20 protein-coding genes and 1 pseudogene are annotated in these 25,590 nt (G+C 73.9%); 8 read left to right on the top strand and 13 right to left on the bottom strand.

Annotation, left to right across the window (positions count from 1 at the left end; genetic code table 11):
* Positions 1-392 precede the first annotated feature (392 nt).
* Positions 393-1,409 (bottom strand): ketopantoate reductase family protein, encoded by a 1,017-nt coding sequence (locus AC069R_RS07915; protein WP_478765475.1) that lies wholly within the window; start codon positions 1,407-1,409, stop codon positions 393-395.
* Between the two features lie 24 nt (positions 1,410-1,433).
* A complete protein-coding gene (locus tag AC069R_RS07910; RefSeq protein ID WP_478765473.1) occupies positions 1,434-1,985 on the bottom strand; it encodes a DUF1697 domain-containing protein in 552 nt (183 codons plus the stop codon).
* 304 nt (positions 1,986-2,289) lie between these two features.
* Between AC069R_RS07910 and AC069R_RS07905 the strand changes: the two genes are divergently transcribed.
* Positions 2,290-3,153: a phosphotransferase enzyme family protein gene (locus AC069R_RS07905; protein WP_478765472.1), complete on the top strand. Its 864-nt coding sequence runs from the start codon at positions 2,290-2,292 to the stop codon at positions 3,151-3,153.
* An 84-nt stretch (positions 3,154-3,237) separates the two neighbouring features.
* Here AC069R_RS07905 and AC069R_RS07900 read toward each other — a convergent pair whose 3' ends face one another.
* Together AC069R_RS07900 and AC069R_RS07895 are read right to left on the bottom strand one after the other, a co-directional pair.
* Positions 3,238-3,960, bottom strand: a complete 723-nt coding sequence (locus AC069R_RS07900; RefSeq protein WP_478765470.1) for an exonuclease domain-containing protein — start codon at positions 3,958-3,960, stop codon at positions 3,238-3,240.
* A 110-nt stretch (positions 3,961-4,070) separates the two neighbouring features.
* Positions 4,071-5,309, bottom strand: coding sequence for an SAV2148 family HEPN domain-containing protein (locus AC069R_RS07895; protein WP_478765710.1), 1,239 nt, complete (start codon positions 5,307-5,309; stop codon positions 4,071-4,073).
* A gap of 281 nt (positions 5,310-5,590) precedes the next feature.
* Between AC069R_RS07895 and glgX the strand changes: the two genes are divergently transcribed.
* From glgX to AC069R_RS07875, 4 genes and pseudogenes are all read left to right on the top strand, one after another.
* On the top strand, positions 5,591-7,717 hold the full coding sequence (gene glgX, locus AC069R_RS07890; RefSeq protein WP_478765468.1) for a glycogen debranching protein GlgX: 2,127 nt from the start codon (positions 5,591-5,593) through the stop codon (positions 7,715-7,717).
* A 146-nt stretch (positions 7,718-7,863) separates the two neighbouring features.
* Positions 7,864-10,233, top strand: coding sequence for a malto-oligosyltrehalose synthase (treY, locus tag AC069R_RS07885; RefSeq protein WP_478765466.1), 2,370 nt, complete (start codon positions 7,864-7,866; stop codon positions 10,231-10,233).
* A gap of 145 nt (positions 10,234-10,378) precedes the next feature.
* Positions 10,379-10,543, top strand: a pseudogene (locus tag AC069R_RS07880) (dihydrolipoyl dehydrogenase); the annotation flags it as partial.
* 124 nt (positions 10,544-10,667) lie between these two features.
* Positions 10,668-11,921: a M14 family zinc carboxypeptidase gene (locus AC069R_RS07875; RefSeq protein ID WP_478765465.1), complete on the top strand. Its 1,254-nt coding sequence runs from the start codon at positions 10,668-10,670 to the stop codon at positions 11,919-11,921.
* Positions 11,922-11,934: 13 nt separating this feature from the next.
* On the opposite strand, the gene AC069R_RS07870 is transcribed toward AC069R_RS07875, so the two are convergent.
* Positions 11,935-12,345 carry an SSI family serine proteinase inhibitor gene (locus tag AC069R_RS07870; protein ID WP_478765463.1) on the bottom strand — a complete coding sequence of 137 codons (411 nt, stop codon included), beginning with the start codon at positions 12,343-12,345 and terminating at the stop codon, positions 11,935-11,937.
* A gap of 78 nt (positions 12,346-12,423) precedes the next feature.
* Positions 12,424-12,987, bottom strand: coding sequence for an FHA domain-containing protein (locus AC069R_RS07865; protein WP_478765462.1), 564 nt, complete (start codon positions 12,985-12,987; stop codon positions 12,424-12,426).
* A 201-nt stretch (positions 12,988-13,188) separates the two neighbouring features.
* Here AC069R_RS07865 and treZ point away from each other — a divergent pair, with 201 nt between their 5' ends.
* On the top strand, positions 13,189-14,934 hold the full coding sequence (gene treZ / locus AC069R_RS07860) for a malto-oligosyltrehalose trehalohydrolase (RefSeq protein WP_478765460.1): 1,746 nt from the start codon (positions 13,189-13,191) through the stop codon (positions 14,932-14,934).
* Between the two features lie 7 nt (positions 14,935-14,941).
* Here the strand turns inward: treZ and AC069R_RS07855 are convergent, their stop codons facing one another.
* The 4 genes from AC069R_RS07855 to cyc2 form a co-directional block, all read right to left on the bottom strand.
* Positions 14,942-15,874: an aminoglycoside phosphotransferase family protein gene (locus tag AC069R_RS07855; protein ID WP_478765459.1), complete on the bottom strand. Its 933-nt coding sequence runs from the start codon at positions 15,872-15,874 to the stop codon at positions 14,942-14,944.
* 75 nt (positions 15,875-15,949) lie between these two features.
* Positions 15,950-17,077 carry a M24 family metallopeptidase gene (locus tag AC069R_RS07850; protein ID WP_478765457.1) on the bottom strand — a complete coding sequence of 376 codons (1,128 nt, stop codon included), beginning with the start codon at positions 17,075-17,077 and terminating at the stop codon, positions 15,950-15,952.
* 204 nt (positions 17,078-17,281) lie between these two features.
* Positions 17,282-17,797, bottom strand: a complete 516-nt coding sequence (locus tag AC069R_RS07845) for a PDZ domain-containing protein (RefSeq protein WP_478765455.1) — start codon at positions 17,795-17,797, stop codon at positions 17,282-17,284.
* Between the two features lie 161 nt (positions 17,798-17,958).
* Positions 17,959-20,121, bottom strand: a complete 2,163-nt coding sequence (cyc2, locus tag AC069R_RS07840) for a germacradienol/geosmin synthase Cyc2 (RefSeq protein ID WP_478765453.1) — start codon at positions 20,119-20,121, stop codon at positions 17,959-17,961.
* 133 nt (positions 20,122-20,254) lie between these two features.
* Here cyc2 and AC069R_RS07835 point away from each other — a divergent pair, with 133 nt between their 5' ends.
* Positions 20,255-21,031 (top strand): alpha/beta fold hydrolase, encoded by a 777-nt coding sequence (locus AC069R_RS07835; protein ID WP_478765451.1) that lies wholly within the window; start codon positions 20,255-20,257, stop codon positions 21,029-21,031.
* Complete coding sequence (locus AC069R_RS07830) at positions 21,028-22,290, top strand: cytochrome P450 (protein ID WP_478765449.1); 1,263 nt, start codon at positions 21,028-21,030, stop codon at positions 22,288-22,290. Before AC069R_RS07835 ends, AC069R_RS07830 begins: the two co-directional genes overlap by 4 nt.
* Here the strand turns inward: AC069R_RS07830 and AC069R_RS07825 are convergent.
* The 3 genes from AC069R_RS07825 to AC069R_RS07815 all read right to left on the bottom strand — a co-directional run bounded on the left by AC069R_RS07825 (position 22,262) and on the right by AC069R_RS07815 (position 25,085).
* Positions 22,262-23,458 (bottom strand): damage-control phosphatase ARMT1 family protein, encoded by a 1,197-nt coding sequence (locus tag AC069R_RS07825; protein WP_478765447.1) that lies wholly within the window; start codon positions 23,456-23,458, stop codon positions 22,262-22,264. The genes AC069R_RS07830 and AC069R_RS07825 overlap by 29 nt on opposite strands.
* Before the next feature lie 22 nt (positions 23,459-23,480).
* Positions 23,481-24,125, bottom strand: a complete 645-nt coding sequence (locus AC069R_RS07820; RefSeq protein ID WP_397983399.1) for a ScbR family autoregulator-binding transcription factor — start codon at positions 24,123-24,125, stop codon at positions 23,481-23,483.
* Between the two features lie 309 nt (positions 24,126-24,434).
* Positions 24,435-25,085 carry a Tat pathway signal sequence domain protein gene (locus AC069R_RS07815; RefSeq protein WP_478765445.1) on the bottom strand — a complete coding sequence of 217 codons (651 nt, stop codon included), beginning with the start codon at positions 25,083-25,085 and terminating at the stop codon, positions 24,435-24,437.
* Positions 25,086-25,590 lie beyond the last annotated feature (505 nt).

The raw sequence follows: 25,590 nt of genomic DNA, 5'->3' as shown, positions 1-25,590 counted from the left end.
CTGGCCGGGGGTCGGTCGACGGCCCCGGACTCGGGAGCGGAACGGCGCGCACGCGCTCCGGCGCGGGAATGGGCGGTGCCGTTCCGGCCGTCCGGCGTGCTTCACCCTAGGGACAACGGCATGGACTTGTCGCGTTGTTCGCCGAGCCGTCCCCTTACGGGTGAGGCCCGTGGTAAAAGGCCGGCGCGGTCCGGCGTTCCCCTGTGACGTCGGACCGCGGCGGCACTCCGTTCTGCGTTCCGGACGAGCGGGGTGTCACAGGGGAAGGCCAAGTCGGCGCGGTGCGGGGGCGGTTATCGGCCACACCGGCGGGGGGTGGTTCGAACTCCGCTTCAGGGCAAGTGGAGTTCGGCGCGCGGGGCCGTTCCCCCCCCCCGTGCGCCGGGCGTGGTTCAGGCCGACGCCCGCTGGGCCTCGTCGGCCATCCGGATCAGGTCGGCGAGCGGCAGGGAGCCGGCCGCCCGGCGCTCGCGGGCGAAGGTGCCGGCGAGGCGCTGGAGGAGTTCGTTCAGGGGTGTGGGAACTCCGTGCAGCCGGCCGAGGAGGACGATCTCGCCGTTGAGGTAGTCCGCCTCGATGCTGCCGGTGGAGCGCGCCAGGGACTGCCAGGAGGAGCCGCCGCCGCGCGGGGCGCCGGCCAGCGGCACCAGGGTCACCTTGTCGCCGCGCACCGCGCGCTGTTCCGCGGCGCTCGCGTGGGCGATCCCGGCGGCGGCCAGCACCGCCTCGCCCTCGGCCCGCACCCTCGCGCACAGCTCCTCGGCGTCCGCGCCCTGGACGGGACCGCTCAGGGCCTCCTGCGCGCTGGCGGGGTTGCCGAGCAGCTTGGCGTACTGCCAGCGGGCCACGTCCGGCACGACCGGCGCCTCGAAGCGGGCGGCCGCGAGGTCGGCGGCGATCCGCCGGGCGGTGTCGTCGGTGCCGCCCTCGGCGCGGCCCAGGTGGAGGATGCCGGTGAGCGGGGTGCCCGCGGCGGAGACGACGCCGGGCTCCACGAAGCCGGCGGGCAGCCAGACGCAGACGCCGTACACCCGGCGGAAGCGGCGCAGCGCCATCCGGGGGCTCTCCACGCCGTTCTGGAGGCACAGCAGCGGCAGCCGTTCGCCGGCGGTGCCGCCGCCGGCCACCGGGGCGCCCGCCCAGGCGTCCAGGGCGGCGGCGGTGTCCTGGGTCTTCACGGCGAGCAGCAGGACGTCGTCGGCGCGCAGCTCGCCGAGCGGTTCCGGCCCCGCGACGGCCGGCAGCCGGAGGGTCAACTCGCCTTCCGGGACGCGCAGTCGCAGCCCGTGCTCGGCCAGTGCCGCCAGATGTCCGCCGCGGGCGACGAGGACGACCTCGCGTCCGGCCTGGGCCAGCCGTCCGCCGACGGCACCGCCGACCGCTCCCGCCCCGATCACGATGTAGCGCATGATCCCGATCCCATCACACCGCGCTCACGCCGGGGAGGCGGTCAGCTCGGCGAGTTTCACCACGGTGTTCCAGTTCCGGCTGGTCGCGATCAGGCCCTTGGCGGTCCGCGGGCGGCTCAGCGCCTCGGCGAGCTTGGAGCGGCCGAGGCCGTCGGGGGCGTACAGGTACAGGCAGCGGTCCCCGAGGCGGAACTCTTCGGGAAGATGGGCGACTTGGTCAATGTGCGCGTAGCGGTCGGCGGTGACGGGAGCCGAGAAGTAGGTGACGTGCAGTTGCCTGGCCGCCAGTTCGGCGGCCGGGAAGGGGCAGGCGCGGACCACCCCGGCGAGATAGGCGTGGTCGCGCACGAGCACGTCCACCGCGAAGCCGAAGCGCTCCTCGATCGCCCGGCCCAACTCCGCGGCCAGGGAATCCTCGTCGCCCCGGCCGGTGGTGAACACGGCCTGGCCGCTCTGGAGATGGGTGCGCACGCCGGTGTGGCCGAGGGCGGCGAGCAGGGCGCGCAGGTCGGCCATCGGGAGCTTCCGGTTGCCGCCGACGTTGATCCCGCGCAACAGCGCCGCATAGGTCGTCACGGCATCAGTTTAGAGGGGCCGTCGTGCCCCGTGGGGGCGGGCACGACGGCCGGGGCCCGGCCCCGTGGGGGCGGGCTGCGCGAAACAATGCCGGTTCGGCGGGGGCCGGATCAACCTCTGAACACAGCTGTGACTTGTTCAACAAGCTTTCGTAATCACAAAGTGGATCTCTGACGGCGGAACGGACATCCCATGACGCCCGGCCCGGCCGGCGCCGGCCGGATGGGAGACTGACCGGGGGGAACGGCGGCTGCCGGGTCCCCGGACGACGGCTCGGCGAAGACGGCGGCACGGAGGCACCACGATGGACGAGGCACGGGCGCGGCGGGTACTGGCCACGGCGGGGCTGCCCGCGGTGCCGACCGGGGACGCGAGGCTGCTGGCACTCGGCGAGAACGCGGTGTTCGCCGCCGGTGACCTGGTCGTCAAGGTGGGGCGGGACGCGGAGCTGCTGGAGCGGGCCCGGCGGGAGCTGGCCATCGCCGACTGGCTCGCCTCGGCGGGTGTGCCGGCGGTGCGGGCGGCCGAGCCGGAGCCGCTGCTGGTGGAGGGCCATCCGGTGACGGTGTGGCACCGGCTGCCGGACGCCGTACGGCCCGCCGAGCCGCGCGACCTGGCCGGGCTGCTGCGCCTGGTGCACGCCCTGCCAGCGCCCCCGTTCGCGCTGCCCCGGCGTGAACTCCTTGGCGGGGTGGAGCGCTGGCTGCGGCTCGCGGGCGCGGCGATCGACCCCGAGGACGCGGCCTATCTGCGGGCGCGCCGGGACGGCTTCGCGGCGGCCGCGGCCGCGCTGACGCCCCAGCTGACGCCGGGTCCCATCCACGGTGACGCGCTGCCCCGCAACGTCCACATCGGGTCCGAGGGCCCGGTCCTGGTGGACCTGGAGACCTTCTCCGCCGATCTGCGCGAGCACGACCTGGTGGTGATGGCCCTCTCCCGCGACCGCTACGGGCTGCCCGCCGCGTCCTACGACGCCTTCACCGAGACCTACGGCTGGGACGTGCGCGCGTGGGAGGGCTGCTCGGTGCTGCGCGGGGCCCGCGAGACGGCAAGCTGCGCCTGGGTCGCCCAGCACGCGCCGGGCAATCCCAAGGCCCTGGCCGAGTTCCGCCGCCGGGTGGCGTCGCTGCGGGACGGGGACGAGTCGGTGCGCTGGTACCCCTTCTGACCCCTCCGGGTCCGGGTCCCTCCGCTCCGGCCCTTGCGATCCGCCGCCCCCTTGGAGGGGACCCTCCTCACACCCGCCTCGGCCTCACACCGCCTCGGTTGTCAGCTCCCGCAGCGGCCACAGCCCGTCCACCACCGCCGCCCCGTCCCCCTTGCGGCGCAGGAAGGCCTGGAAGTCGGCCGCCCATTCGGCATACCACTCGATCTGCCGGCGGTGCAGTTCGGCCGGGCCGAGGGCGGCGATCTTCGGGTGCCGGACGGCTATCGCGGCGGCCAGCCGGGCCGCGGCGAGGGCGTCGGCGGACGCGTTGTGCGCGGCGTCCAGGACGATGCCGTACTCGGCGCAGACCGCTTCCAGGTTCCGCTTGCCGCGGCGGTAGCGGTCCGCCCAGCGGTCGATGGTGTACGGGTCGATCACCGGTGCCGGGGCGAAGCCGCCGAGGCGGTCGGCGAGGGAGGGCAGCCGGTGCCGGCGCAGTTCGGCGGAGAGCAGGGTGAGGTCGAACGCCGCGTTGTAGGCGACGACCGGGACGCCCGCCTGCCAGTACGACACCAGTGCCCCGGCGATGGCGTCGGCCACCCGGTCGGCGGGTTCGCCCTCGGCGGTCGCCCGCTCGCCGCTGATCCCGTGCACGGCGACCGCGTCGGCCGGGATCTCGACACCCGGATCGGCCAGCCACTCCCGGTGGCCCAGCGGCTCACCGGCCCTGACCTCTATCACCGCGCCGGTGACGATGCGCGCCTCGCGCGGATCCGTGCCGGTCGTCTCCAGGTCGAAGCCGACCAGCAGCTCCTGGTGCCAGCCCATGGGCGGTCCCCCTTCGTGATGGTGCGTTCCCCCAGTGGTCATAACCCTCGCACGGGGCACTGACAATCGAAGGACCGCGTTCCGCTTCGCGCCGGAGCCAGGGGGGCACTTCAGGACACAGGGCGCGAATCCGCCCAGGCCAGCTCGAATTCCTCGCGGTATGTCGGGAACAGTCCGGCTTCGCCCGTGTCGTCCGAGGTGACCAGCCGGCTGCCGTTGCGCAGCACCAGGACCGGCGACTCCATCCCCCGCGCCCCGCGCAGATAGGACTGCACCACGGCGACGCCGTCGGTGCCGTCGCCGTCCACCAGGTAGGCGCTGAAGCGCGGTGTCTCGTCGTACACCTGGATCTCGAAGGCGCCCGGATCGCGCAGCCGGGAGCGCACCCGGCGCATGTGCAGGATGTTCATCTCGACGGAGCGGCTCAGTTCGCCCCGTTTCATCCCGAGTTCGCGCTCGCGGCGCTTGACCGAGCTGGAGGCGGGGTTGAGGAACAGCAGCCGGACCCGGCAGCCGGACTCGGCGAGCCGGACCAGGCGCCGCCCGGAGAAGTTCTGCACCAGCAGGTTGAGGCCGATGCCGATGGCGTCCAGGCGGCGGGCGCCGCCGAAGATGTCCTCGGCCGGGAACTGCCGCATCAGCCGCACCCGGTCGGGGTGCACGGCGACCACGTCGGCGTACCGGTCGCCGACCAGGTCCTCGACCGCGTCGACGGGCAGCCGGCGCGCGGAGGGCACGTCGCCGCCCGCGCCGAGCATCTCCAGGAGCCGGGCCGAGGCGCGCTCCGCCTGGCCGAGCACCGCCTCGGACAGGGCGCGGTTGCGGGAGACGACGTTGCGGGTCACCTCCAGCTCGTCCAGGGCGAGTTCGAGGTCGCGGCGCTCGTCGAAGTACGGCTCGAAGCAGGGCCAGTGCTGCACCATCAGCTCGCGCAGCTGGGGCAAGGTGAGGAAACTGAGCACGTTGTCGTCGGCCGGGTCGAGCAAGTAGCCCTTGCGGCGGCTGACTTCGCGCACCGCGACCGCGCGCTGCACCCACTCCTGCCCGGCCGGTCCGGCCGCGGCGACCACCCATTCGTCGCCGTGCACGGGCTCGTAGACGGGCCGCAGGACGGCGGCGACGACCGAACGCAGCCGCTGCTCCACGAGGTTCAGCCAGATGTAGGCCCGGCCGGCCCGCTGGGCGCGGGTGCGCACCTCGTGCCAGGCGTCGGCGCCCCAGTCCAGCTCCGGGCCGATGGATCCCGCGTCCATCGGCCGTGCCAGGGACACCGCGCCGGGCGGGACGTCCGCGGAGTCTCCCTCGTGACCCTCGCCACCAGGGGGCAGCTCCAGCCCTCCCGAGCCCACCCGTGCACCGCCTTCCGCCACCGGGGCCTTTCCCGTCTCAACGATCAAGGAAGGGTACTCCGGGAGCGCCGCGCGGTGCAGCCGGATGGACAGGTCGGTTCCCCGGCTGCTTCGCTCAACTGCTTGGCGTTTCCGGGCCGTTTGGCACCGCCCGGACGCCGGGAGTGAGCGGTTTCATAACCGGGGGTACCCGGCCGGGCCCGTTCCTGCTTTCGGGGAGACTTCGTGCCGTCGCGCGAACCGTCCCCCGCGCGCGCCGCTCACCTGGGAGAGTCGTCACCATGCAGGTCTGGCCTGGAGAGGCGTATCCGCTCGGCGCCACGTACGACGGCGCCGGTACCAACTTCGCGGTGTTCACGGAAGCCGCGGACCGAGTGGAGCTGTGTCTGCTGCACGACGACGGCTCGGAGACGGCGGTGGAACTGCGCGAGAGTGACGCGTTCGTCCGGCACGCGTACGTGCCGGGGGTGATGCCGGGACAGCGCTACGGGTTCCGGGTGCACGGCCCCTACGACCCCGGCCGCGGGCTGCGCTGCAACGCGGCGAAGCTGCTGCTCGACCCGTACGCGAAGGCGGTCGGCGGCGCCGTGCGGTGGGGCGAGGAGGTGTACGGCTACCACTTCGACGCGCCCGAGCGGCGCAACGACCTGGACTCGGCGCCGCACACCATGACCTCGGTGGTGATCAACCCGTACTTCGACTGGGGCGACGACCGCCCGCCGCGCACCGAGTACCACCACACGGTGATCTACGAGGCCCATGTCAAGGGCCTGACCATGCGGCATCCGGGTCTTCCGGAGGAGCTGCGCGGCACGTACGCGGGGCTCGCCCACCCGGCGGTCATCGACCACCTGACCCGGCTCGGCGTGACCGCGCTGGAGCTGATGCCCGTACACCAGTTCGTCAACGACCACCGGCTGGTGGACCTGGGCCTGAGCAACTACTGGGGCTACAACACCATCGGCTTCTTCGCCCCGCACAACGCGTACGCCTCCTGGGGCGACCGGGGCCAGCAGGTGCTGGAATTCAAGTCGGCGGTCCGGGCGCTGCACGAGGCCGGGATCGAGGTCATCCTGGACGTCGTCTACAACCACACCGCCGAGGGCAACCACCTGGGCCCGACGCTCTCCTTCAAGGGCATCGACAACCCGTCGTACTACCGGCTCGCGGACGATCCCCGCTACTACATGGACACCACCGGCACCGGCAACTCGCTGCTGATGCGGTCCCCGCACGTGCTCCAGATGATCATGGACTCGCTGCGCTACTGGGTCACCGAGATGCATGTCGACGGCTTCCGCTTCGACCTCGCGGCCACGCTGGCCCGGCAGTTCCACGAGGTGGACCGGCTGTCCTCGTTCTTCGACCTGGTGCAGCAGGACCCGGTGGTCTCCCAGGTGAAGCTGATCGCCGAGCCCTGGGACGTGGGCGAGGGCGGCTACCAGGTGGGCAACTTCCCGCCGCTGTGGACCGAGTGGAACGGCAAGTACCGCGACACCGTACGGGACCTGTGGCGGGGCGAGCCGCGCGCGCTCGCGGAGTTCGCCTCCCGGCTGACCGGCTCCTCCGACCTCTACCAGGACGACGGCCGCCGCCCGCTGGCCTCCATCAACTTCGTCACCTGCCACGACGGTTTCACGCTGCGCGACCTGGTGTCGTACGACGAGAAGCACAACGAGGCCAACGGGGAGGGCAATCGGGACGGCGAGAGCCACAACCGGTCCTGGAACTGCGGGGTGGAGGGCGAGACCGACGACCCCGGAGTGCTCGCGCTGCGTGATCGCCAGATGCGCAACTTCGTCGCCACGCTGATGCTGTCGCAGGGCGTGCCGATGATCAGTCACGGCGACGAGTTCGCCCGCACCCAGGGCGGCAACAACAACGCCTACTGCCAGGACAACGAGATCTCCTGGCTGCACTGGCCCGAGGACCCCGAGGGCCCCGAGGACGGCGGGCAGCTGCTGGAGTTCGTGCGCACGATGGTGTGGCTGCGCCGCGACCACCCGGTGCTGCGCCGCCGCCGCTTCTTCCACGGCCGCCCGGTGGAGGGCAGCCACGGCGAGCTGTCCGACATCGCCTGGTTCACCCCGGAGGGGGCGGAGATGACCCGGCGGGACTGGGACGCGGCGCGGGTGTCCGCGCTGACCGTGTTCCTCAACGGCAACGCCATCTCCGAGCCGGGCCCGCGCGGGGAGCGGATCACCGACGACTCCTTCCTGCTGATGTTCAACGCCTCCCCGGAGGCTCTCGGTTTCCGGGTGCCGGTGAACCATGGCCGGCAGTGGCAGGTGGTGGTCGACACGGCCCGCGCGGAGGGGGTGCCGCCGGGTTCGGGGGCGAAGGCGGGGGCGGGCGACCGGCTCACCCTTGAGGGCCGCAGCCTCCTGGTCCTGCGCCGGCCGGAGTAGGAGCACGCGGAGCGCCGTCCTGCGGGGGACGGCGCGGCACGGCGTGCGGCGCCGTAGGCCGTGTGGGTGAGCGCGAATGAGCCGCCTCGCCCACCGGCACCGCCTCGGGTGACACGAAACGCGGCGGGGCGGGTACGTAGGTCCCCATGACCTCTGCCCGACCCGGACCGGGGGTGCCCACGGCCACCTACCGGCTTCAGCTCCAGCCCGCCTTCCCGTTCGCGGCCGCCGCGGCGGCCGTCCCGTACCTGGCCTCGCTCGGCGTCTCCCATCTGCACCTGTCCCCCGTCCTGGAGGCCGTGCCCGGCTCCACCCACGGCTACGACGTGGTGGACCACGGCCGCGTCCGCGCGGAGCTGGGCGGCGAGGAGGGGCTGCGCGCGCTGTCCCGGACCGCCCGCGAGCACGGCCTCGGCCTGGTCCTGGACATCGTGCCGAACCACATGGCGATGGCGCCCGCGCACAACCGCGCCCTGTGGGAGGTGCTGCGCGAGGGCCCCGAGTCGCCGTACGCGCGCTGGTTCGACATCGACTGGGACGCCGGGGGCGGCCGGGTGCTGCTGCCCGTCCTCGGCGCCCCGCTCGGCGCCGAGCTGGAGCACCTGCGGATCGAGGGCGACACGCTCCGCGTGCACGACCACGTCCTGCCGCTGCGCGCGGGCACCGAGCGGCTGCCGCTGCCCGAGCTGCTGGACGCCCAGTGGTACCGCCCGGTGTGGTGGCGGCTGGCCCGGACCGAGCTGAACTACCGGCGGTTCTTCAGCATCTCGGAGCTGATCGGGGTGCGGGTGGAGGACCCCGAGGTGTTCGACGCCACCCACGCCAAGATCCTCCAGCTGCTGGACGAGGGCGTGGCCGACGGGCTGCGCGTCGACCATCCCGACGGGCTCGCCGACCCCGACGGCTATCTCGCCCGGCTGCACGAGGCGAGCGGCGGCCGCTGGACCGTGGTCGAGAAGATCCTCGCCGACGACGAGCGCCTGCCCCCCTCCTGGCCGGTCGCGGGCACCACCGGCTACGACGCCCTGCGCCGGGTGGACGGCCTGTTCACGGACCCGGACGGAGCCGCCGAACTCCTCACCGAGTACCGGAGGTTCGCGGCCCCGCAGGCGGACCGGGGCGGGTTCTGGGACGCCACGGCGCGCCGGGCCGCCTACAAGGTGCTCACGCACGAGCTGGCCACCGAGACCGAGCGGCTCACGCGGGTCGCGGCGCGGCTGTGCGCGACCTCGCCGGACCTGGCGCTGCGCGACCGGGCCCCCTGGGCGCTGCGCACGGCCCTGGAGGAACTCCTGGTCCGGATGCGGGTCTACCGGCCGTACGCCTCCGGGGACGCGGCCGCCGTGATCACCGAGGAGGCCGCCGAGGAGGCCCGGCTCGCCTTCGTGGTCCGGGAGGAGGCGGAGGCGGTCGACCTGGTGCGGCACCTGCTCGTCGAGGCGCCCGGCGACCCGGCCGCGCCGGACCACGCCGACCGGCTGGAGCTGCGCACCCGGTTCGCGCAGACGGCCTCGGCGCTGCGGGCCAAGTCCGTGGAGGACACAGCGTTCTACCGCTATGTGCCGCTGCTGTCGGCGAACGAGGTGGGCGGCGATCCGGGCCGGCCGGGGATCTCCCCGCGCGAGTTCCACACGTACTGCGCCCGTGTGCAGAGCGAGTGGCCGCTCACCGGTACGGCCGTCACCACACACGACACCAAGCGCAGCGCCGATGTCCGCGCGGCCCTCGCCGTGCTCACCGAATGCCCCGGCCGCTGGGCGGAGTTGGTGGCCGGGGTGACCCGGCCCGAGGAGGGCACGCCGGACGGGCAACTGGTGTGGGCGGCCTGGCAGACGGTGTTCGGGCTCGGCCCGGCAGGGGAGGAGCGGGTGCGGGAGTACCTGCTGAAGCACGTGCGCGAGGCCGGCATGTACACCAGCTGGACCGAGCGGGAGGCGCCGTACGAGGAGGCGGTGGCCGCGTTCGTCGCGGCCGGTCCCTGCGGGCCGCCCGGCGAACGCGTGACCGCCTTCCGCAAGGCGCTGGAGCCGCACATCCGGGCCAACGTCCTCGGCACGGCCCTGGTGCACCTGACGATGCCGGGCGTCCCGGACGTCTACCAGGGCGCCGAGGGCGAGTTCCGCGCGCTGGTGGACCCGGACAACCGCCGACCGGTGCCCCTGCCGCCCCAAACCCCCGGCGAGAAGGGCGCGTTGACGCGCGCGGCGCTGGGGCTGCGGGCCCGCAGGCCCGGTGCGTTCGGGGCGTCCGCGTCGTACGACCCGCTGCCCGCCGAGGGCCCGGCGGCGGAACACTGCACGGCCTTCGGCCGCTCCGGGGAGGTGATCACGGCGGTGACCCGGCTGTCGCTGCGGCTGGCGGAGTCGGGCGGCTGGCGGGACACCGGCCTGCCGCTGCCGCCCGGCCGGTGGCGTGACGTGCTCGCGCCGGAGCGGGAGTTCACCGGCCGCGTGCTCCTCGCGGACCTGTTCGGGCCGCTGCCGGTGGCGCTGCTGGAGCGGGTCACGCGGGAGTGAGCGACAGCCGTCCGGGCCGCTCCGGAACACCGCCCAGGGCGGCCCAGCGGACGCGCAGCAGCTCGGTGAAGGCGGCGACGGTGGGTGCCGTACGGACATCGATCACTGCTCGGTCCGCACCGCTGTCCGCAGGGTGAACCCCGGCGTCGGCCCGCACGTCTCGGAGCTGATCGCCGAGGGCCAGCTGATCGTCGGCTGGGAGGCCGGAGCAGCGGATGTGGCGCGGCTCGTGCATCCGCATCCGACGCTGTCGGAGGCGGTGGGCGAGGTGTTCCTGGCGCTCGCGGGACGGGGTTTGCACCAGCGGTGAGCACGGCGGACGCGGTGGCTCCGGCTCCGGTTGGCATGTGCCGTGCGGGCATCCGGTTCAACGCTTGACAGTCACCGCGCACCGTGCGGGACTGGGAGGGCGAAGCAGGGCGGACGCATCGGGGGTGAGTCTCCTGCCGGAGCTGCGCTATCCCAGCGTTCCCGAACTGGTGGCCTGCGCACGGGCGTTGGCCGCCGCGGAGCCGGGGCTGTGCGTGCTGCGGCAAGTGGGCCGCTCGCGCGCGGGACGGCCGCTGCACCTGCTGTCGGTGGGGCACGCACGCCGGTCGGTGCTGGTGGTGGCGGGCGCCCACGCCAACGAGCCGGCCGGCGGCTCGACCCTGCGGGCGCTGGCCCGACGGGTTCTGGCGGAACGGGAGTTGCGCACCGGCACCTCCTGGCACTTCCTGCTGTGCGCGGACCCGGACGGCGCCGCCCTCCATGTCACCCCCGCCCCGCGCACCCTGCTCGACTACCACCTCGGCTTCTACCGGCCGACCAACGCCGAGCAGCCGGAGTGGTCGCCGTCCGTGCTGCCCCCGGACCGGCTGCCGCCCGAGACCCGCACCCTGACCGACGTCATCGACGAGCTGCGCCCCTACCTCCAGGTGACCCTGCACGGCACCGATCTGGGCGGCAGCTGGGTGCAGTTGACCCGTGACGTGCCGGGCCTCGCGGAGCCGTTCGCCAAGTCGGCGGCGCAGCTGCACATCCCGGTGGAGACCGGCGCCTCGGACGCCGCGGGCTGGCCGGCGTCCGGGCCCGGAGTGCATGTGATGCCGGGCCCCGAGACGGGCGCGGCCTACCCGAGCATGCCGGACGACGCCCGGCACAGCACCTGGTACCACGCGCACCGCCACGGGGGTCTGACCGCGGTGGTGGAGGTGCCGATGTGGGCCAGCGACCTGGTGGACGACCCGGCGCCGCACCCGGCGCCGGCGGCGGCGATGCGGCGGCTGGCCCGGCGGCTGCTGCGGGACTCGCTGGAGGTGGAGCGGGTGCTCGCGCAGGCGCTGCCCCGGCTCGACGGCGCCGACGGGCCGCTGCTGCGGGCGGCGCGCTGGGCGCTGGAGCTGATTCCGGGGCTGGCCGAGGACTGGACCCGCACCGCGCCGGCCGCCACCACGATGGCGTACGTGGGCAGCGTGGACGCGTTCGGGCGGCGGCTGCCGCTGCGGGCGGCCGCGATGCTGCTGCGGGTGCTGCGGGAGAGCGGGGACCGGGCGGCGCCGGACCTCGAACGGCTCGTCGCCGCCTGGTCCGACGCCTTCGCCCGGCGCTTCCGGGCCCGCTGGGTGCCGCTGGACCACCAGGTGGAACACCAGTCCCGCACGGTGTTGCTGGCCGCCCGGCAGGCCCGCGAGCAGGCGTATCAGTGAGGTCGCCGGCGGATCAGCCGCCGAGGGCGAAGACCGAGCCGGTGCGCGCCCGCAGTTCGCAGGAGTTGGTGTACGTCCGCCGGAAGTCGACCAGCCGACCGTTCCAGCGGCCGTGCGCGGTGGCGGTCACCGGGGAGTAGATCCGGGGGCAGAAGACCTTGCGGGCCGGGATGCGGTCGATGTCGCCGCGGGCGGCGGTCAGTTCGGCGCAGGCTTCGGCCGCGTACGGGTGGCCGTGCGGCGGCAGGCAGCGCAGCAGGGTGCTGTGCTCGCCGCCGGCCCGGTCGCCCGACGGGGTGATGGTGAGGTGCAGCCGGTTGCCGTGGAGACGGGGTGCCGCCTGGGCGGGGCCCGCGACGAGGAGACCGGCGGCGGCCAGCAGCACGCCGGCGGCCGCGGCCGCTCTGGTGGTGAAGTGCGTCATGCCCGTTGCATCGGCAGGACGCCCCCGGTTCCGCAGTGCGGGTCACCCGTTCGCACGACCGCGGTGGCGGCCGCGCGCTCAGCTCACCGACAGCCGGTACGCCACCCGCCCGAAAGCGACCTGGTCGCCCTCGCGGACCGCGACCGCGCCGATCACCCGGCGGCCGTTGACGGTGGTGCCGTTGGTGGAGCCGAGGTCCCGCAGGATCCACAGCCCGCCCTGGTGGCTGAGTTCGGCGTGCACCCGCGAGACCGTCTCGTGGGTCAGCCGCAGCCCGTTGCCGGGGTCGCGGCCTATGCGCAGCGGGCGGATGTGGTCCGGTCCCGGCAGCAGCAGCTTGGGCAGCCGCTCGGCCTGCCAGGCGCGGCGCAGTCGTACCGTGAACCCGGAGACGGCCTCCACGGTGCCGAAGACCGCGCGGGAGAAGCGGCTCTCGCGGGGCAGGTCGGCGACGAGGACGGCGAGTTCACCGGCGTGGCGCGCGGCGAGCGCCAGTTCCATGCGGCGCACGAACGTGTCGTGCGACAGCCGGCCCTTGGCCGCGCCGTCCCGCAGCACCTCCAGCGCCGCTTCCCGCTCCGTGTCGGACAGCCGCGCGGACGCCGGGGCCGGGGCGGTGGGGAACTCGAAGGACGACGTCACGCCTGTGATTGTCGGTCAGCGGGCGGCGAGTGTCCAGAAAGCGGGCAATCGGCGCCCCCGCGCCGGTACTTCCGTGCGGCCCGCCGGGAAACATCGCACGACACCCGGTGAAAAGCCCCCGATGGAAGGGGGGATCGGCGGCGCGGGCGGGCACGATGGGAACGCGGGACATCACGGTGAGCAGACGAAGGGGAACCGTCCGTGCAGTTCGAGGTGTGGGCACCGCAGGCAGACCGGGTGACGCTCCAGTGCGAGGGCGCCGCACAGGCGTTGGCGCGCGATCCGGAGCGCGCGGGCTGGTGGAAGGGAGAGGCGCGGGCGGGCGACGGCGCCCGGTACGGGTTCGCGCTGGACGACGGTCCGGTGCTGCCCGACCCGCGCTCGCGCCGCCAGCCGGACGGCCCGGACGGGCTCAGCGCGGTCGTGGACCAGGAGCGGTACGCGTGGCGGGTGCCGTGGCCGGGGCGGGAGTTGCCGGGCGCGGTGCTCTACGAGCTGCATGTGGGCACGTACACCCCCGAGGGCACCCTGGACGCGGCGGCGCGGCGCCTCGGCCATCTGGCCGAACTGGGCGTCACTCACGTCGAGTTGATGCCGCTGTGCCCGTTCCCCGGACGGCACGGCTGGGGGTACGACGGGGTGGCGCCATGGGCGGTGCACGAGCCGTACGGCGGCCCCGAGGCGCTGAAGCGGTTCGTGGACCGGGCGCACGAACTGGGGCTCGGTGTCGTACTGGACGTCGTGCACAACCACTTGGGGCCCTCCGGGAACCATCTGCCGTCCTTCGGGCCGTACTTCACCGACGCCTACTCCACGCCGTGGGGCGCGGCGGTGAACCTGGACGGCCCCGGTTCGGACGAGGTGCGGGCGTACTTCGCCGGCAGCGCACTGGCGTGGCTGCGGGACTTCCGGCTCGACGGGCTGCGCCTGGACGCGGTGCACGCGCTGTACGACACCCGCGCCGTCCACTTCCTGGAGGAGCTGTCGGCGGCCGTCGACCACCTCGCGGCGGAGCTGGACCGGCCGCTGTTCCTGATCGCCGAGAGCGACCTGAACAACCCGCGCTTCATCACACCGCGCGCGGAGAACGGGCTCGGGCTGCACGCGCAGTGGAACGACGACTTCCACCACGCCCTGCACACCGCGCTCACCGGCGAATCCCAGGGCTACTACGCCGACTTCGCGCGCGATCCGTTCGCCGCGCTGGACCGGACGCTCACCGGGGGCTACTTCCACGACGGCACGTACTCCGCCTTCCGCGAGCGGCACCACGGGCGTCCGCTGGACCGCGCGCGCCTCGCCGGGCACCGGCTGCTCGGCTACGCCCAGACCCACGACCAGATCGGCAACCGCGCTCGGGGCGACCGGCTGTCCGCGCTCCTCTCCCCCGGCCTGCTGGCCTGCGCGGCGACGCTGGTGCTGACCGCGCCGTTCACGCCGATGCTGTTCATGGGCGAGGAGTGGGCGGCCGGCACGCCCTGGCAGTACTTCACCGACCACACGGACCCCGGCCTCGCGGAGGCGGTACGACGCGGCCGGCGCCGGGAGTTCGCGGCGCACGGCTGGGCCGAGGAGGACGTACCGGACCCGCAGGACCCGGCGACCCGCGAGCGCTCCTGCCTCGACTGGTCGGAGCCCGGACGCCCGGACCACGCGAGGATGCTGGACTGGTACCGGCGGCTGATCGCGCTGCGCCGCGACCAGCCGGACCTCACCGACCCGGATCTCGCCGACACGAAGGTGGCCTACGACGGGCAGGCCCGCTGGCTGGCGTTCCGGCGCGGCGATGTCCGGGTCGCGGTGAACCTCGGCAAGGAGCCGGCCGCCATTCCCCTGGGCACCCGCCCGGCGCTGGTCCTCGCCGCGTGGGAGCCGGTGGCCGCGCCGGGCGCGGACGGCGTGCTCCAGCTGCCCGGCGAGTCGTGCGTGGTGCTCAGCCAGCCCTGAGCGGCGGTCAGGGCTCCTCCCCCGCCGTCTTGAAGTCCGTCACCCGCTCCAGCAGGATCGGCTCCCACGCCCGGCGCAGCCGGGTGCGCGGCAGCGCCGGGTCGCCCGCGGTGCGGCCGTCGAGGCGGTCCGCGAGGCGCAGCACGGTGTCGCAGCGGGCGAGCCACAGGCCGCGCAGGCAGGGGCGGGCGCCGTATCCGGCGAGGGTGGCGGCGCGGACGGCGGCCGGGGAGCTGACGGCGACGGCGAGCCCCGCGATGTCCTCGGCGGGGTCGCCGAGCGTCGCCTCGGTCCAGTCGAGGACGCCGCGCACCCGCCCGTCGGCGGCGACCACCACGTGTTCGCCGGTCAGCCCGTGGTGGGTGAGCACGGCGGCACCGGGCTGCGCGGCGAGCTGGGCGGCGCCGGCCGGGGTGAGCTGGTACATCGGCGCGGCGTCGAACTCGTCGGCGGCGGCGAGCCGTTCGGCCGCGTGCACGGCCATCCGGCGCAGCGCCTCCAGGGAGCGCGGGGCGGCGCGCGGCACGCCGAGCGACTCGGCCTGGCGCACCGGCACCGCGCGCAACCCGGTGAGCAGCCCAGCGAGATCGGCCTCGCCGGCCGCCGACACCTCGTGCTCCTCGGCGGTGCCGCCGGGCACCACGGTGTCCAGGGTGCAGGCGAGGCCGGGCGCCCAGTCGGCGTGTGCGACGCTGACCGGCACCGCGACCGGGACGTGCGGGCGGACCAGGGCGCGCAGCCGCAGCTCCCGGCGGCGCCGGGCGGACGCCTCCCGGTCGGGGGCGAGGCGCAGCACCTGGCGGGTGCCGACCCACCAGGTGTACGGGTGCTCCTCGCGCACGGGCCGTACGTCGGGTCCGTCGCCCTGCGGCCCTTCCTTGAGCAGCGTACGGACCAGTTGGCGGACCGTGTCCGCGGTGGGGGTCGGTGCCTGGGTCATGGATCGCGCGTCGCCGTTCCGGGTGTCGTCGGGTGTGGTCGCCCTGGGCCCGTCGTGGGCTCGGGGCTCGGGCCGTCAGTCCACTATGACCATCTCGCGCATCGTGTTGTTGAGGCGGCGGGCGCCGTCCCCGGTCACCGTGACGATGTCCTCGATGCGCACCCCGAACCGGCCGGGCAGATAGATGCCGGGCTCCACCGAGAAGCACATGCCGGGCACCAGCGGCAGTTCCTCGCCCTCGATCATGTACGGCGGCTCGTGCGTGGTGACGCCGATGCCGTGTCCGGTGCGGTGGATGAAGTACTCGCCGTACCCGGCGTCGGTGATCACCTCGCGGGCGGCGCGGTCCACCTCCTGGCAGGCCGTGCCCGGCCGTACCGCCTGGCAGCCGGCCTCCTGGGCGGCGCGCACGATGTCGTGGACCCGGCGCTCCTCCTCGGTGGGCTCGCCGACGTGCACGGTGCGCGTGGTGTCGGAGCCGTAGCCGTCCTTCAGGCCGCCGAAGTCGAGGACGACCATGTCGCCGCGCCGGATGACGCGATCGCCGACCTCGTGGTGCGGGTTGGCACCGTTGGGGCCGGAGCCGACGATGGTGAAATCGACCTGGGAGTGGCCGAAGCGGCGCAGCAGCGCGGCGAGGTCACGGGCGAGGTCGGACTCGCGACGCCCGGCGAAGGTCACCTTGCGGATCTCCTCGAACGCCGCGTCGGCGGCGGCTCCGGCGGCCGCGAGCAGCTCCACCTCGGCGGCGTCCTTGACCGCGCGCAGCATGGGCAGGGCGTCGGTGAGGGCGGCGTAGGAGCTGTCGGGCAGGGTGCGCTGGAGGCCGAGGACGTGCATGCCCCAGGTGTTGTCGCTGATGCCGTAGCGGCCGCGGCCGTCGAGCAGCTCGGCGGTGACGGCGTAGGGGTCCTTGCCGTCGGTCCAGTCGCGCAGGGTGAGTACCCCGCCGGCGGCGGAGTGCTCGGCGTCCGGGGCCTCCAGGGTGGGGACGACCAGTACGGGGTCCTGGCCGGGGGCGAGGACCAGCAGGGTGAGCCGCTCGGTGACGGCGGTGGGGGTGTAGCCGGTCAGCCACACCATGTCGGGACCCGGTGCCACGAGCAGCCCGGCGAGACCGGCGTCGGCCGCGGCACGCGCGGCGCGCTCCATGCGGGCCCTGTGGTCGGCTGCGCTGAAGGGCGTGGTCGTACTGCCGGTCATCCGGGCCTCCGGGCGGTTCTGGCTGGTCGGGCGGGTGCGGGCACCGTCGGCGCCCCCAGGGCAGCATCCTGCCCGCCCGGACCGGGCCACGCGACCCCATCGGCCGATCGCGGGTCACCGGACATGACCCAGCAGCCCGGCGGACTCGGGCAGCCTCAGGCCGTCACCCGGTGAACTCGGGCAGGCCCCGGAGGTCCGGCACACTCACGTCACCACCCCCGGTACCACCGTCAGCTGCTGGAATCCGCCGTCGCGGTGCCGCACGGTGAGCAGGACCTCGCTGCCGGGGCGGGCGTGGGCGACCGCGCGGGCCAGGTCGGCGGCGGTGTCCACGCGGGCGCCGCCGAACTGGAGCAGGACGTCCCCGCGGGTCAGGCCCGCCCGGTAGCCGGGGCCGGGTGTGTGCACGCCCACCACCAGCGCGCCGGGGCTGCCGTAGTCGACGGCCTCCACGCCCAGGGTGGCTCCCGGCCCGCTCTCCCGCGCGACCGCCGCCCGTGGCCCCGCCCCGGTGCCGCGGCCCGCGCCGAGCACCGTGGCGCCGACCGCGCCGATGCCCACGCCGGACAGCACCAGGAGCGTGCCCGCGCAGGCGCCGAGCACGAGGGTCCGCAGCCGCCGACCGCGCCGGGACGCGCCGTGCGGGTGGTGGGCTAGGCTGCCGCCCGCCCGTGGTCCCCGGCCCGGCAGCGGCCTGGGCCGCAACGCAGTGTGTTCCATGGTTCGCTCGCCTCCGGCCGGTGACCTACCCGGCGCACCGGCCCGCGACGAGACACGAACGAGTGAGACTGCCCGGAGGCCGGCGGCGGGTAGTCACTACGGACGCCCCGCGCACCGGCCCCGGCCCGGAGCCGGCTCGGCCCATGTGCCCCAGCGGCCGGTCAGCCCAGAGCGAGGAGCGGGCGCGCGGGCGGGCGGTCGGGCAGGAAGCCGTGGGCGCGCCGCCCGAGCCAGGAGTCCTTGTAACGGTCCACGCTGCGGTGCCAGTTGAGGATGCCGGCCAGCCAGTTCCGCAGGTCGTCGACATAGCCGTCCATCGCCCTGCGGGCCTGCGGGGACAGCCCGAAGTCGTCGTAGAGCACGGGAAGTTCGTGGGCGACCACATGCTCGAACTGCCGCATGCGCTGGGTGGTCAGGTCGTGGACGACGCCGAGCGCGGTCGGGTAATCGACGCCGAAGAAGTTCTGTACGACCAGGATCGCGTTGTGGATCTCGCCCTCGTACTCGATCTCCTTCTGGTAGGAGAAGATGTCGTTGAGCAGGCAGGCGTAGTCGATGGCGGCGTTCTCCAGGGAGCGCACCGGGCCGCTGCGGTAGAGCTCGGGCGGGACCGCGGGGCCCCGGCCCATCCGGCACAGGCTGAGGGTGAGGTCGGAGCCGAAGGTGGCGCGGCGCATCTCCAGGTAGTCGACCGGGTCGGGGATGCGGTTCTGGAGCTGGTTGGACAGTTCCCACACCCAGCTCTCGGTCATGGTGTCCACGGCTTGTCTGAGGGTGCGGCGCTGCCCGGTGCTCATCGGGGCGGTGGTGCGGGCCCACAGGTCGAGCAGGGAGCGCTCCATGGCGTTGGCGGGCACCAGCGGGGGCTCGCCGTCGAGGGGCATGCAGGCGGACAGCCGGGCGGTGGTGAGGCGGGCGGCGGCCAGGTCCCTGCGGTGGCCGTAGACCAGGGGGTAGTAGTCGTCGCCGTAGGTGCCGAAGGCGAGCCACTGGGCGCTGAGGTCGAGGGCCTCGGGGGTGGCGTCGGGGTCGAGTCCGGCGGAGCACAGGGCGAGGTCGCAGGCGCGCAGCTTGTCCTCGTCCCAGACGCCCTCCTGGAGGATGCCCATGCGGTCGCACCAGGCGCGCAGATTGCGGCGGGCGGCGTCGAGGTGGGGGCTGAGTTGCAGGGCGAACGGCATGTGGAACTCGGGCAGGATGGACGGGCCGACCTTCTGGTGGGGCACATGGGAGTAGGCGCGCAGGCGTTCGTGCGCGGCGGCGGCGAGCAGGGCGCCGACATGGGCGGCCGAGGTGCCGGGGCCGCTGGGCAGCCGCCAGGGCGAGTCGTCCCGCGCGCCCTTGTTCATGTAGCGGCTGGAGCGCAGGTGCCATTCGTGGCCGCCGCTCTGCCAGTCCTGGAGTCCCTTGGCGTAGGCGGCGATCGCGGCCGTCTCGGCGGGGGTGAGGCCGTGTTCCAGGGCGACGGCGGGCACCTCGGTGAGCGCGGTGTGCTCGAACTGGTGCAGGCGCGAGGTGAGGATGTCGTTGACGATGTCCGCGGCCTGCTGGGTGGTGCAGCCGAAGAAGGTCTCCAGGACGAGCACGCCGTTGCTGTTCTCGCCCTCGTCCTCGACCTCGCGCTGGTAGGAGAAGAGGTCGTTGCGCAAGTGGACGGCGTCGGCGAAGGTCTCCATGAGCACCCGCAGCGGCCTGGTCCCGGCGACGGCGGCGGGCACCTCGGCCGTCGCGTACTCCACCAGCCCGGCGGACCAGGGCGCGCCGCCCACCTTGCGGCGCATCTCGATGTACTCGACGGGGTTGGCGATCCGCCCCTCGTTGATGTTGGACAGCTCCCACATCGACTCGTTGAGCAGGTGCTCGGTGGCCACGGAGAAGCGGCGGCGCCAGTCGGCGGACATCGCGGGCACCGTACGCGCCCACAGGTCCTTCAGACCCGCCTCGACCGGGTTCTCGGGCTCGGGCACGGGGGCATGGGGGTCGATCGGCATGAACAGCGGCAGCCGGTCGAGGTGGGCCTTGCCGGCGGCGCGGTCCTGGGTGCGCTTGAACATGTCCAGGAAGTGGTCGTCGAAGAAGAACACCCACACGTACCAGTCGGTGATCAGCGACAGGGCGGGGCCGTCGCAGTCCGGGTGGGTGTAGGCGCACAGCAGTCCGTAGTCGTGCGCGTCCAGGTCGGCCTGGTCCCAGATCCCGGAGCCCTCCAGCATCCCCATCTCGCGCGCCCACGCGGTGGAATGGGCGCGGGCCTCGTCGAGGTGCGGATTGAGCCGCGCGGGGAACGGCATGTAGAAGTGCGGGAGTTCGAACGGCTGCGTCATGGCAGGGCCCTACCCCCGGCCCCGAACACCCATCCCCCGCACGGGACATGATCACACCATCGCGTGAACCGACCCCGAGAGGTGCCCCGTCCGCGCCCTTGCCGTGCTCGGGCGTCCGGGTCACGGTAGGCGCATGAACTCCTTCGTACTGCCCCATGAGGTGCACGGCGACGGCGCCCACCGGGTGTTCGCCGTGCACGGCTGGTTCGCGGACCGCTCGGCCTACGCGGCCGTCCTGCCCGACCTGGACCGTGCCGCCTTCACGTATGTGCCGGTCGACCTGCGCGGCTACGGCGAGGCCGCGGACGCCGAGGGACCGTATACGACGACCCGCGCGGCCGGGGACCTGGTGGCGCTGGCGGACCGGCTCGGCTGGGGGCGGTTCTCGGTGGTCGGGCACTCCATGGGCGGCGCGGTGGCCCAGCGGCTGCTCGCGCTCGCCCCCGAGCGGCTGCGCCGGATCGTCGGCGTCTCCCCAGTGCCCGCCGCGGGCATGCCACTTTCGGGCGAGCAGGGCGCGCTGTTCACGGACGCGGCGCACAAGGCGGCCAACCGGCGCGCGATCATCGACTTCACCACCGGCGGGCGCCGCCCGGACGCCTGGCTGGACCGGATGGTCGCGCTCTCCCTCGGGCGCAGCGACCCGAAGGCGTTCCGGGCCTGGCTCGACTCGTGGGCGGGCGAGGACTTTCACACCGAGGTGACCGGCAGCGAGGTGCCCGCGCTGGCCGTGGCGGGCGAACTGGACCCGGCCATGTCGCCCGCACTGCTGCGGGAGACCTGGCTGTCCTGGTACCGCAACGGACAGCTCGTCACCCTGCCCGGTGCCGGGCACTACGCGATGGACGAGACACCGCTGGAGCTGATCCGGGTGGTGGAGGACTTCCTGCGCGCGGACGGCCCCGCATGAGCGTGCGCGAGGCCGCGCCGGTGCCGGACGTCTTCGATCCGCGGCGGTACGCCACCGGGGTGCCGTACGACGCCTACCGCGTCCTGCGCGACGAGCACCCGGTGGCCTGGCAGGCGGAGCCCGAGGTGCTGGGCTGGCCCGCCGGGCCGGGGTTCTGGGCGGTGACCCGGCACGCGGACGTCGTCCGGGTCCTGAAGGACTCGGCCACGTACTCCTCGCACCTCGGCGCGACGCAGATCCGGGACCCCGATCCGGCGGACCTGCCGTTCATCCGGCGCATGATGCTCAATCAGGACCCGCCGGGACACGGGCGGTTGCGGCGGCTGGTGAGCCGGGCGTTCACGCCGGGGCGGATCGAGCGGTTCGCGGCCCTCGCCCGAAGCCGGGCGCGCACCCTGCTCGCGGCGGCGCTGGAGCGGGCCGCGCACCAGGACGGCACCCTCGATCTGGTGGCGGCCGTCACCGACGAGTACGCACTGCTCAACCTCACGGACCTGCTGGGCGTTCCGGAGGGCGACCGGCGGCTGCTGCTGGAGTGGACCCGGCGGGTGATCGGCTACCAGGACCCGGACGAGGCCGCCCCCGTGGTGCTGGACGGCTCGGGCAAGCCGCTGAACCCGCGCTCCCCCGCGCTGCTGCGGGACATGTTCGGCTACGCCCACGAACTGGCCGCGCACAAGCGCCGGCACCCCGCCGACGACATCATGACGACCCTCGCCACCGACCCCGAACTCATCGCCCCCGAGCTGGAGATGTTCTTCTTCCTGCTCACCGTCGCGGGCAACGACACGGTCCGCGGCGCGGCCCCCGGCGGCCTGCTGGCGCTGGCCGGGCATCCGCGGCCGTACGCCCTGCTGCGCGCCGGAAAGATCGAACTCACCGCTGCGGTCGAGGAGTTGCTGCGCTGGCACCCGCCCGTGCTGACCTTCCGGCGCACCGCCGCACGGGACACCGAGCTGGCGGGCCGGCGCATCGCGGCGGGCGAGAAGGTCGTGGTCTTCCACGCCTCGGCCAACCGCGACGAGCGGGCCTTCGCCGACCCGGACCGGCTGGACCTCGCCCGCTCCCCCAACCCGCACGTCTCCTTCGGGGACGGCCCGCACGTCTGTCTGGGCGCCCACTTCGCCCGGCTGCAACTGCGGCTGCTCTACGCGGAGGTGCTGCGCGCACTCCCCGTCCTGCGGCCCGCGGGTCCGCCCGAGCGGCTGGTGTCGAACTTCATCAACGGGCTCAAGTCGCTTCCGCTGTGCGCGGGTTGACCTGGATCAGCGCATGCGTGCCGGCCGTCCGCCAGCGCTGTCCCTCCGCCGCCACCAGCCGGGACTCGGTGGCGGCGGTCAGCCCGGTGACCACCTCCGACTTCAGGGTGCGCAGCGCGGCCACCGAGCCCGGGAAGTACGCGGTCGCCGCCGCGAAGGACGTGGTCGGCGGCCATCGCCGGTCCCCCACCAGGCGGCGGTAGTTGAGGTCGCCCTTGAAGACGGTGAGGGTGGTGGCGGCGAAATCCGCGCGCAGCTCGGGCGGCATCCGCTCGTACGGCAGCGGGGCGCAGGAGAAGGGGTGGGCGCGCACCGCGAGCCGCCCGTCGGTCATCGCGGAGCGCAGCAGCCGCCCGTGCTCACCGGCCGCGCCCGGCGCCGCACTCAGCCGCTCCAGGGCGTCGAGTACATCGGCCATGACCGCGTCCGAGACGTAGTACGGGTACGGCTTCACGTGCAGCACCGCCCGCGCGATCCGGCCCCCGGCGATGAGATGGGCGAGCAGCAGCAGGTCGGGGACGAGTTCCCGGCCGGCGTTGTCCGCGACCAGGACCAGGGTGGCGGCGCCACCGGGCGGCAGCAGCGACCACAGCCGCTCGCTGTCGTCGGCGACCAGCGCGGGCGCCGGTTCCCCGGCCTCGGCCCCTTCGGCGGACAGCCGGAAGCCCAGGTCGGCGCGGTTGCCCCACAGCGAGCCGTGCAGCAGGGCGCGGCCCTGTTCCGGCTCCGGCAGCTCCCGCAGGCCGTCGAGGGCGGCGAGTTCCCGGTCGGTCTCCGGCGCGTCCAGCTCCGCGCGCTTGACGGGCCGGAAGGGGTCGATGCCCCGCCAGGGCCCGGCGCCGAAGTAGCCGACGGCTTCGAGGAGTCGCCGGTAGAAGTAGCTCTCGGACCACAGCCACGGCACGTCGAACCAGGAGCGCCCGGCGTACTCGGCCAGACCCCACGCGTGCCACGCCGCCCGGTCCGGGGCGTCGGCGGGCAGGGGTTCGACGGTCCCCTCGGTGCAGCTCCTCAGCAGTTCGTCCAGCGCCCGGTGCCGATCGGGGCCGTATGGCAGACAGTCCCGCACCTGACGGATGATCGCCGGGTGCCGCTCGGCCAGCACACCGTGCGGGAACGATCCGGGTTCGTTGCCGAGGATCACGGATGCGAACGGGGTTTCGGGCATGCCCGTCACCGTACCGCGCGTCTCACGCGGTCCTGATCTCCCGCTCCAGCTGCGTGGCGAGGGTGACGTAGCGGGGGCGGCGGTGCACCGGGACCAGGCCGCGGATCATCAGGTGCCACATCTCGGCGACCCGGCGCGGCAGGCGTCCCACGGGTTCGAAGCGGCCGGCGACACGGGTGCCGAAGAAGAAGCAGACGAGCGAGTGGGCGGCGGCGGAGACGTCGAGGTCCCCGTGCACATCGGCCTCGCGCACGGCCCCGGTGAACTTGCGGCCGGCGAACTCCAGCCATTCGGTGTAGGGGTGGCGCAGCGGCGGCCGCACGGTGACGTCGGCGGTGGCGAGGCGCAGCCCGGCGCGGGGTACCGGGTCGTCCACGGCGAGCCGGGCGATCCCGAAGGTGGTGCGCATCAGGCCCTCCAGGGAGGAGTAGCCGCGGCCGTCGAGATCGGCCACCAGCCGGCGGGCCGCGCGGGCCTCCAGCTCCAGGATCGCGTGCGCCAGGTCCTCCTTGGCGGCGAAGTGGAAATAGAGGGCCCCCTTGGTCACCTTCGCGTGTGCGACGATGTCGCTCAGACTGGTGGATTCATAGCCATGCTGGTCGAAAAGATCGGCGGCGGCCGTGATGATCGTGGCCCTGGTCTGTTCGGCGCGTAACTGCCTCGCCATGTCGGGACCCCTCCTCGCGAGACGAACGAACGGGACGTGCGGTTTGTTTTTAACCCCTTGCATACGATAACTCACCGCATGGCAACGGGAGCCCCATGATCGCCACGATACGAGGCCGGCGTCCGGCTCCTCAACGGCGTCTCGCCGGAGGGTCGAAAAAGCGCAACTGCCTTGCGCCGTAAGGGATTAGGGCCGTCCTCGGCAGGACCGCGCACAGCAGGGCGGCGCCGCCGCGATGCCGGAATGCACCGCGTCGGCGCCGCCTGGGCGCTGCGTTCAGATTGGCCCGAAATGACCGACCGGGGGACGTCAGTTGACGTAGACCGAGGCCCCGCTGTCCGTCACCGGCGCGTACTTGGCGCTGAAGTACGCGGTGGAGAAGCAGAGCGAGGACCCGGAGGTCTTGGTGAACTGCTGGTTGGTGAAGCTGATGCTGTTGTCGGCGTTGGCCGCCTTCCCGGACAGGCTCGGGCCCTGGTAGACACAGGTGACGCTGCCCAGCAGGGTGTTGAGCTTGACCGTGGACTGGATGACGGAGCCGCTCGGGGGCGCGACGGTGAGGGTGCCGGCGGAGGCGACCGACGCCGTGTAGGGCAGGTTGTCGATGGTCACGCTGCCGACGCCGAGGACGCCGGTGACGTTGCTGGTGCAGCCGCTGAAGGTCTGCCCGGTGAGGGACTCGGTGGCGGTGCCCGGCGCGGCCGGGTTGGCGGTGACCTTGGCGGTGAACTGGGAGGTGCCGCACTTGACACCGCTGGTCCCGGTCGAGCTGGAGTAGAAGGTGGCCGAAGTGCCGCTCGCCAGCGGCGCGGTGAGCGTGTCGCCGACCGCGACGGCGGTGCCGCCGGCGCTGCCGGTGGTGAGGACCGTACCGGCCGCGGAGGCGGGACCGGCCGATACGAGGGCGAGCGCGGTGGCGGTGGCGGTGCCGGCGAGAGCGATGAGGGTACGCGTACGCATGCGGGTGCCTCTCTGATGGATGTGGGGAAACGGGGCGGTGGGGGGTGGGGATTTGGGGACGCGGGGGGGGGCGGGGGCGGTGCGCGGCGGTGCGGGTGCGGTGGGAATGTCGCCGCCGGCGCGGGTCCGTCACGCCTTCTCCTTACGCGACGGACCGGCGACGGCGGCGGGCCGGACACCGGCCGGTGCCCGGAGGGAATCGGCCGGGCCGGACGAACGAGGGAGGTGCCGGTACGGACCCGTGGGGGAGCTGTCCGTGCCGTGCTCGCGCGAAGTACGGGAAGATCACCGTGCGTGAACGGCCGCCGCTCAGGGGGCCGGCGTGCGCGGCGACCGGCGGTTCGCATCGGTCGCCGTGTGCTGGAGCGGGTGCCGCGTAAGGGCCGGGAACGCGGCCGGTGCCCTTGCCGGACACGGCCGCTGCCGCTCGGGGATCCGGCGCCACGGATCCATGGAATCTGAAGAATTTGTAACGCCGTCAACCATCGGCGTCAACCCGTCGGAC

Source organism: Streptomyces sp. NPDC043952, from assembly GCF_056435325.1.
The sequence above is the reverse complement of the archived record's forward strand: the minus strand, read 5'-3'. Positions and strand labels throughout refer to the sequence as shown.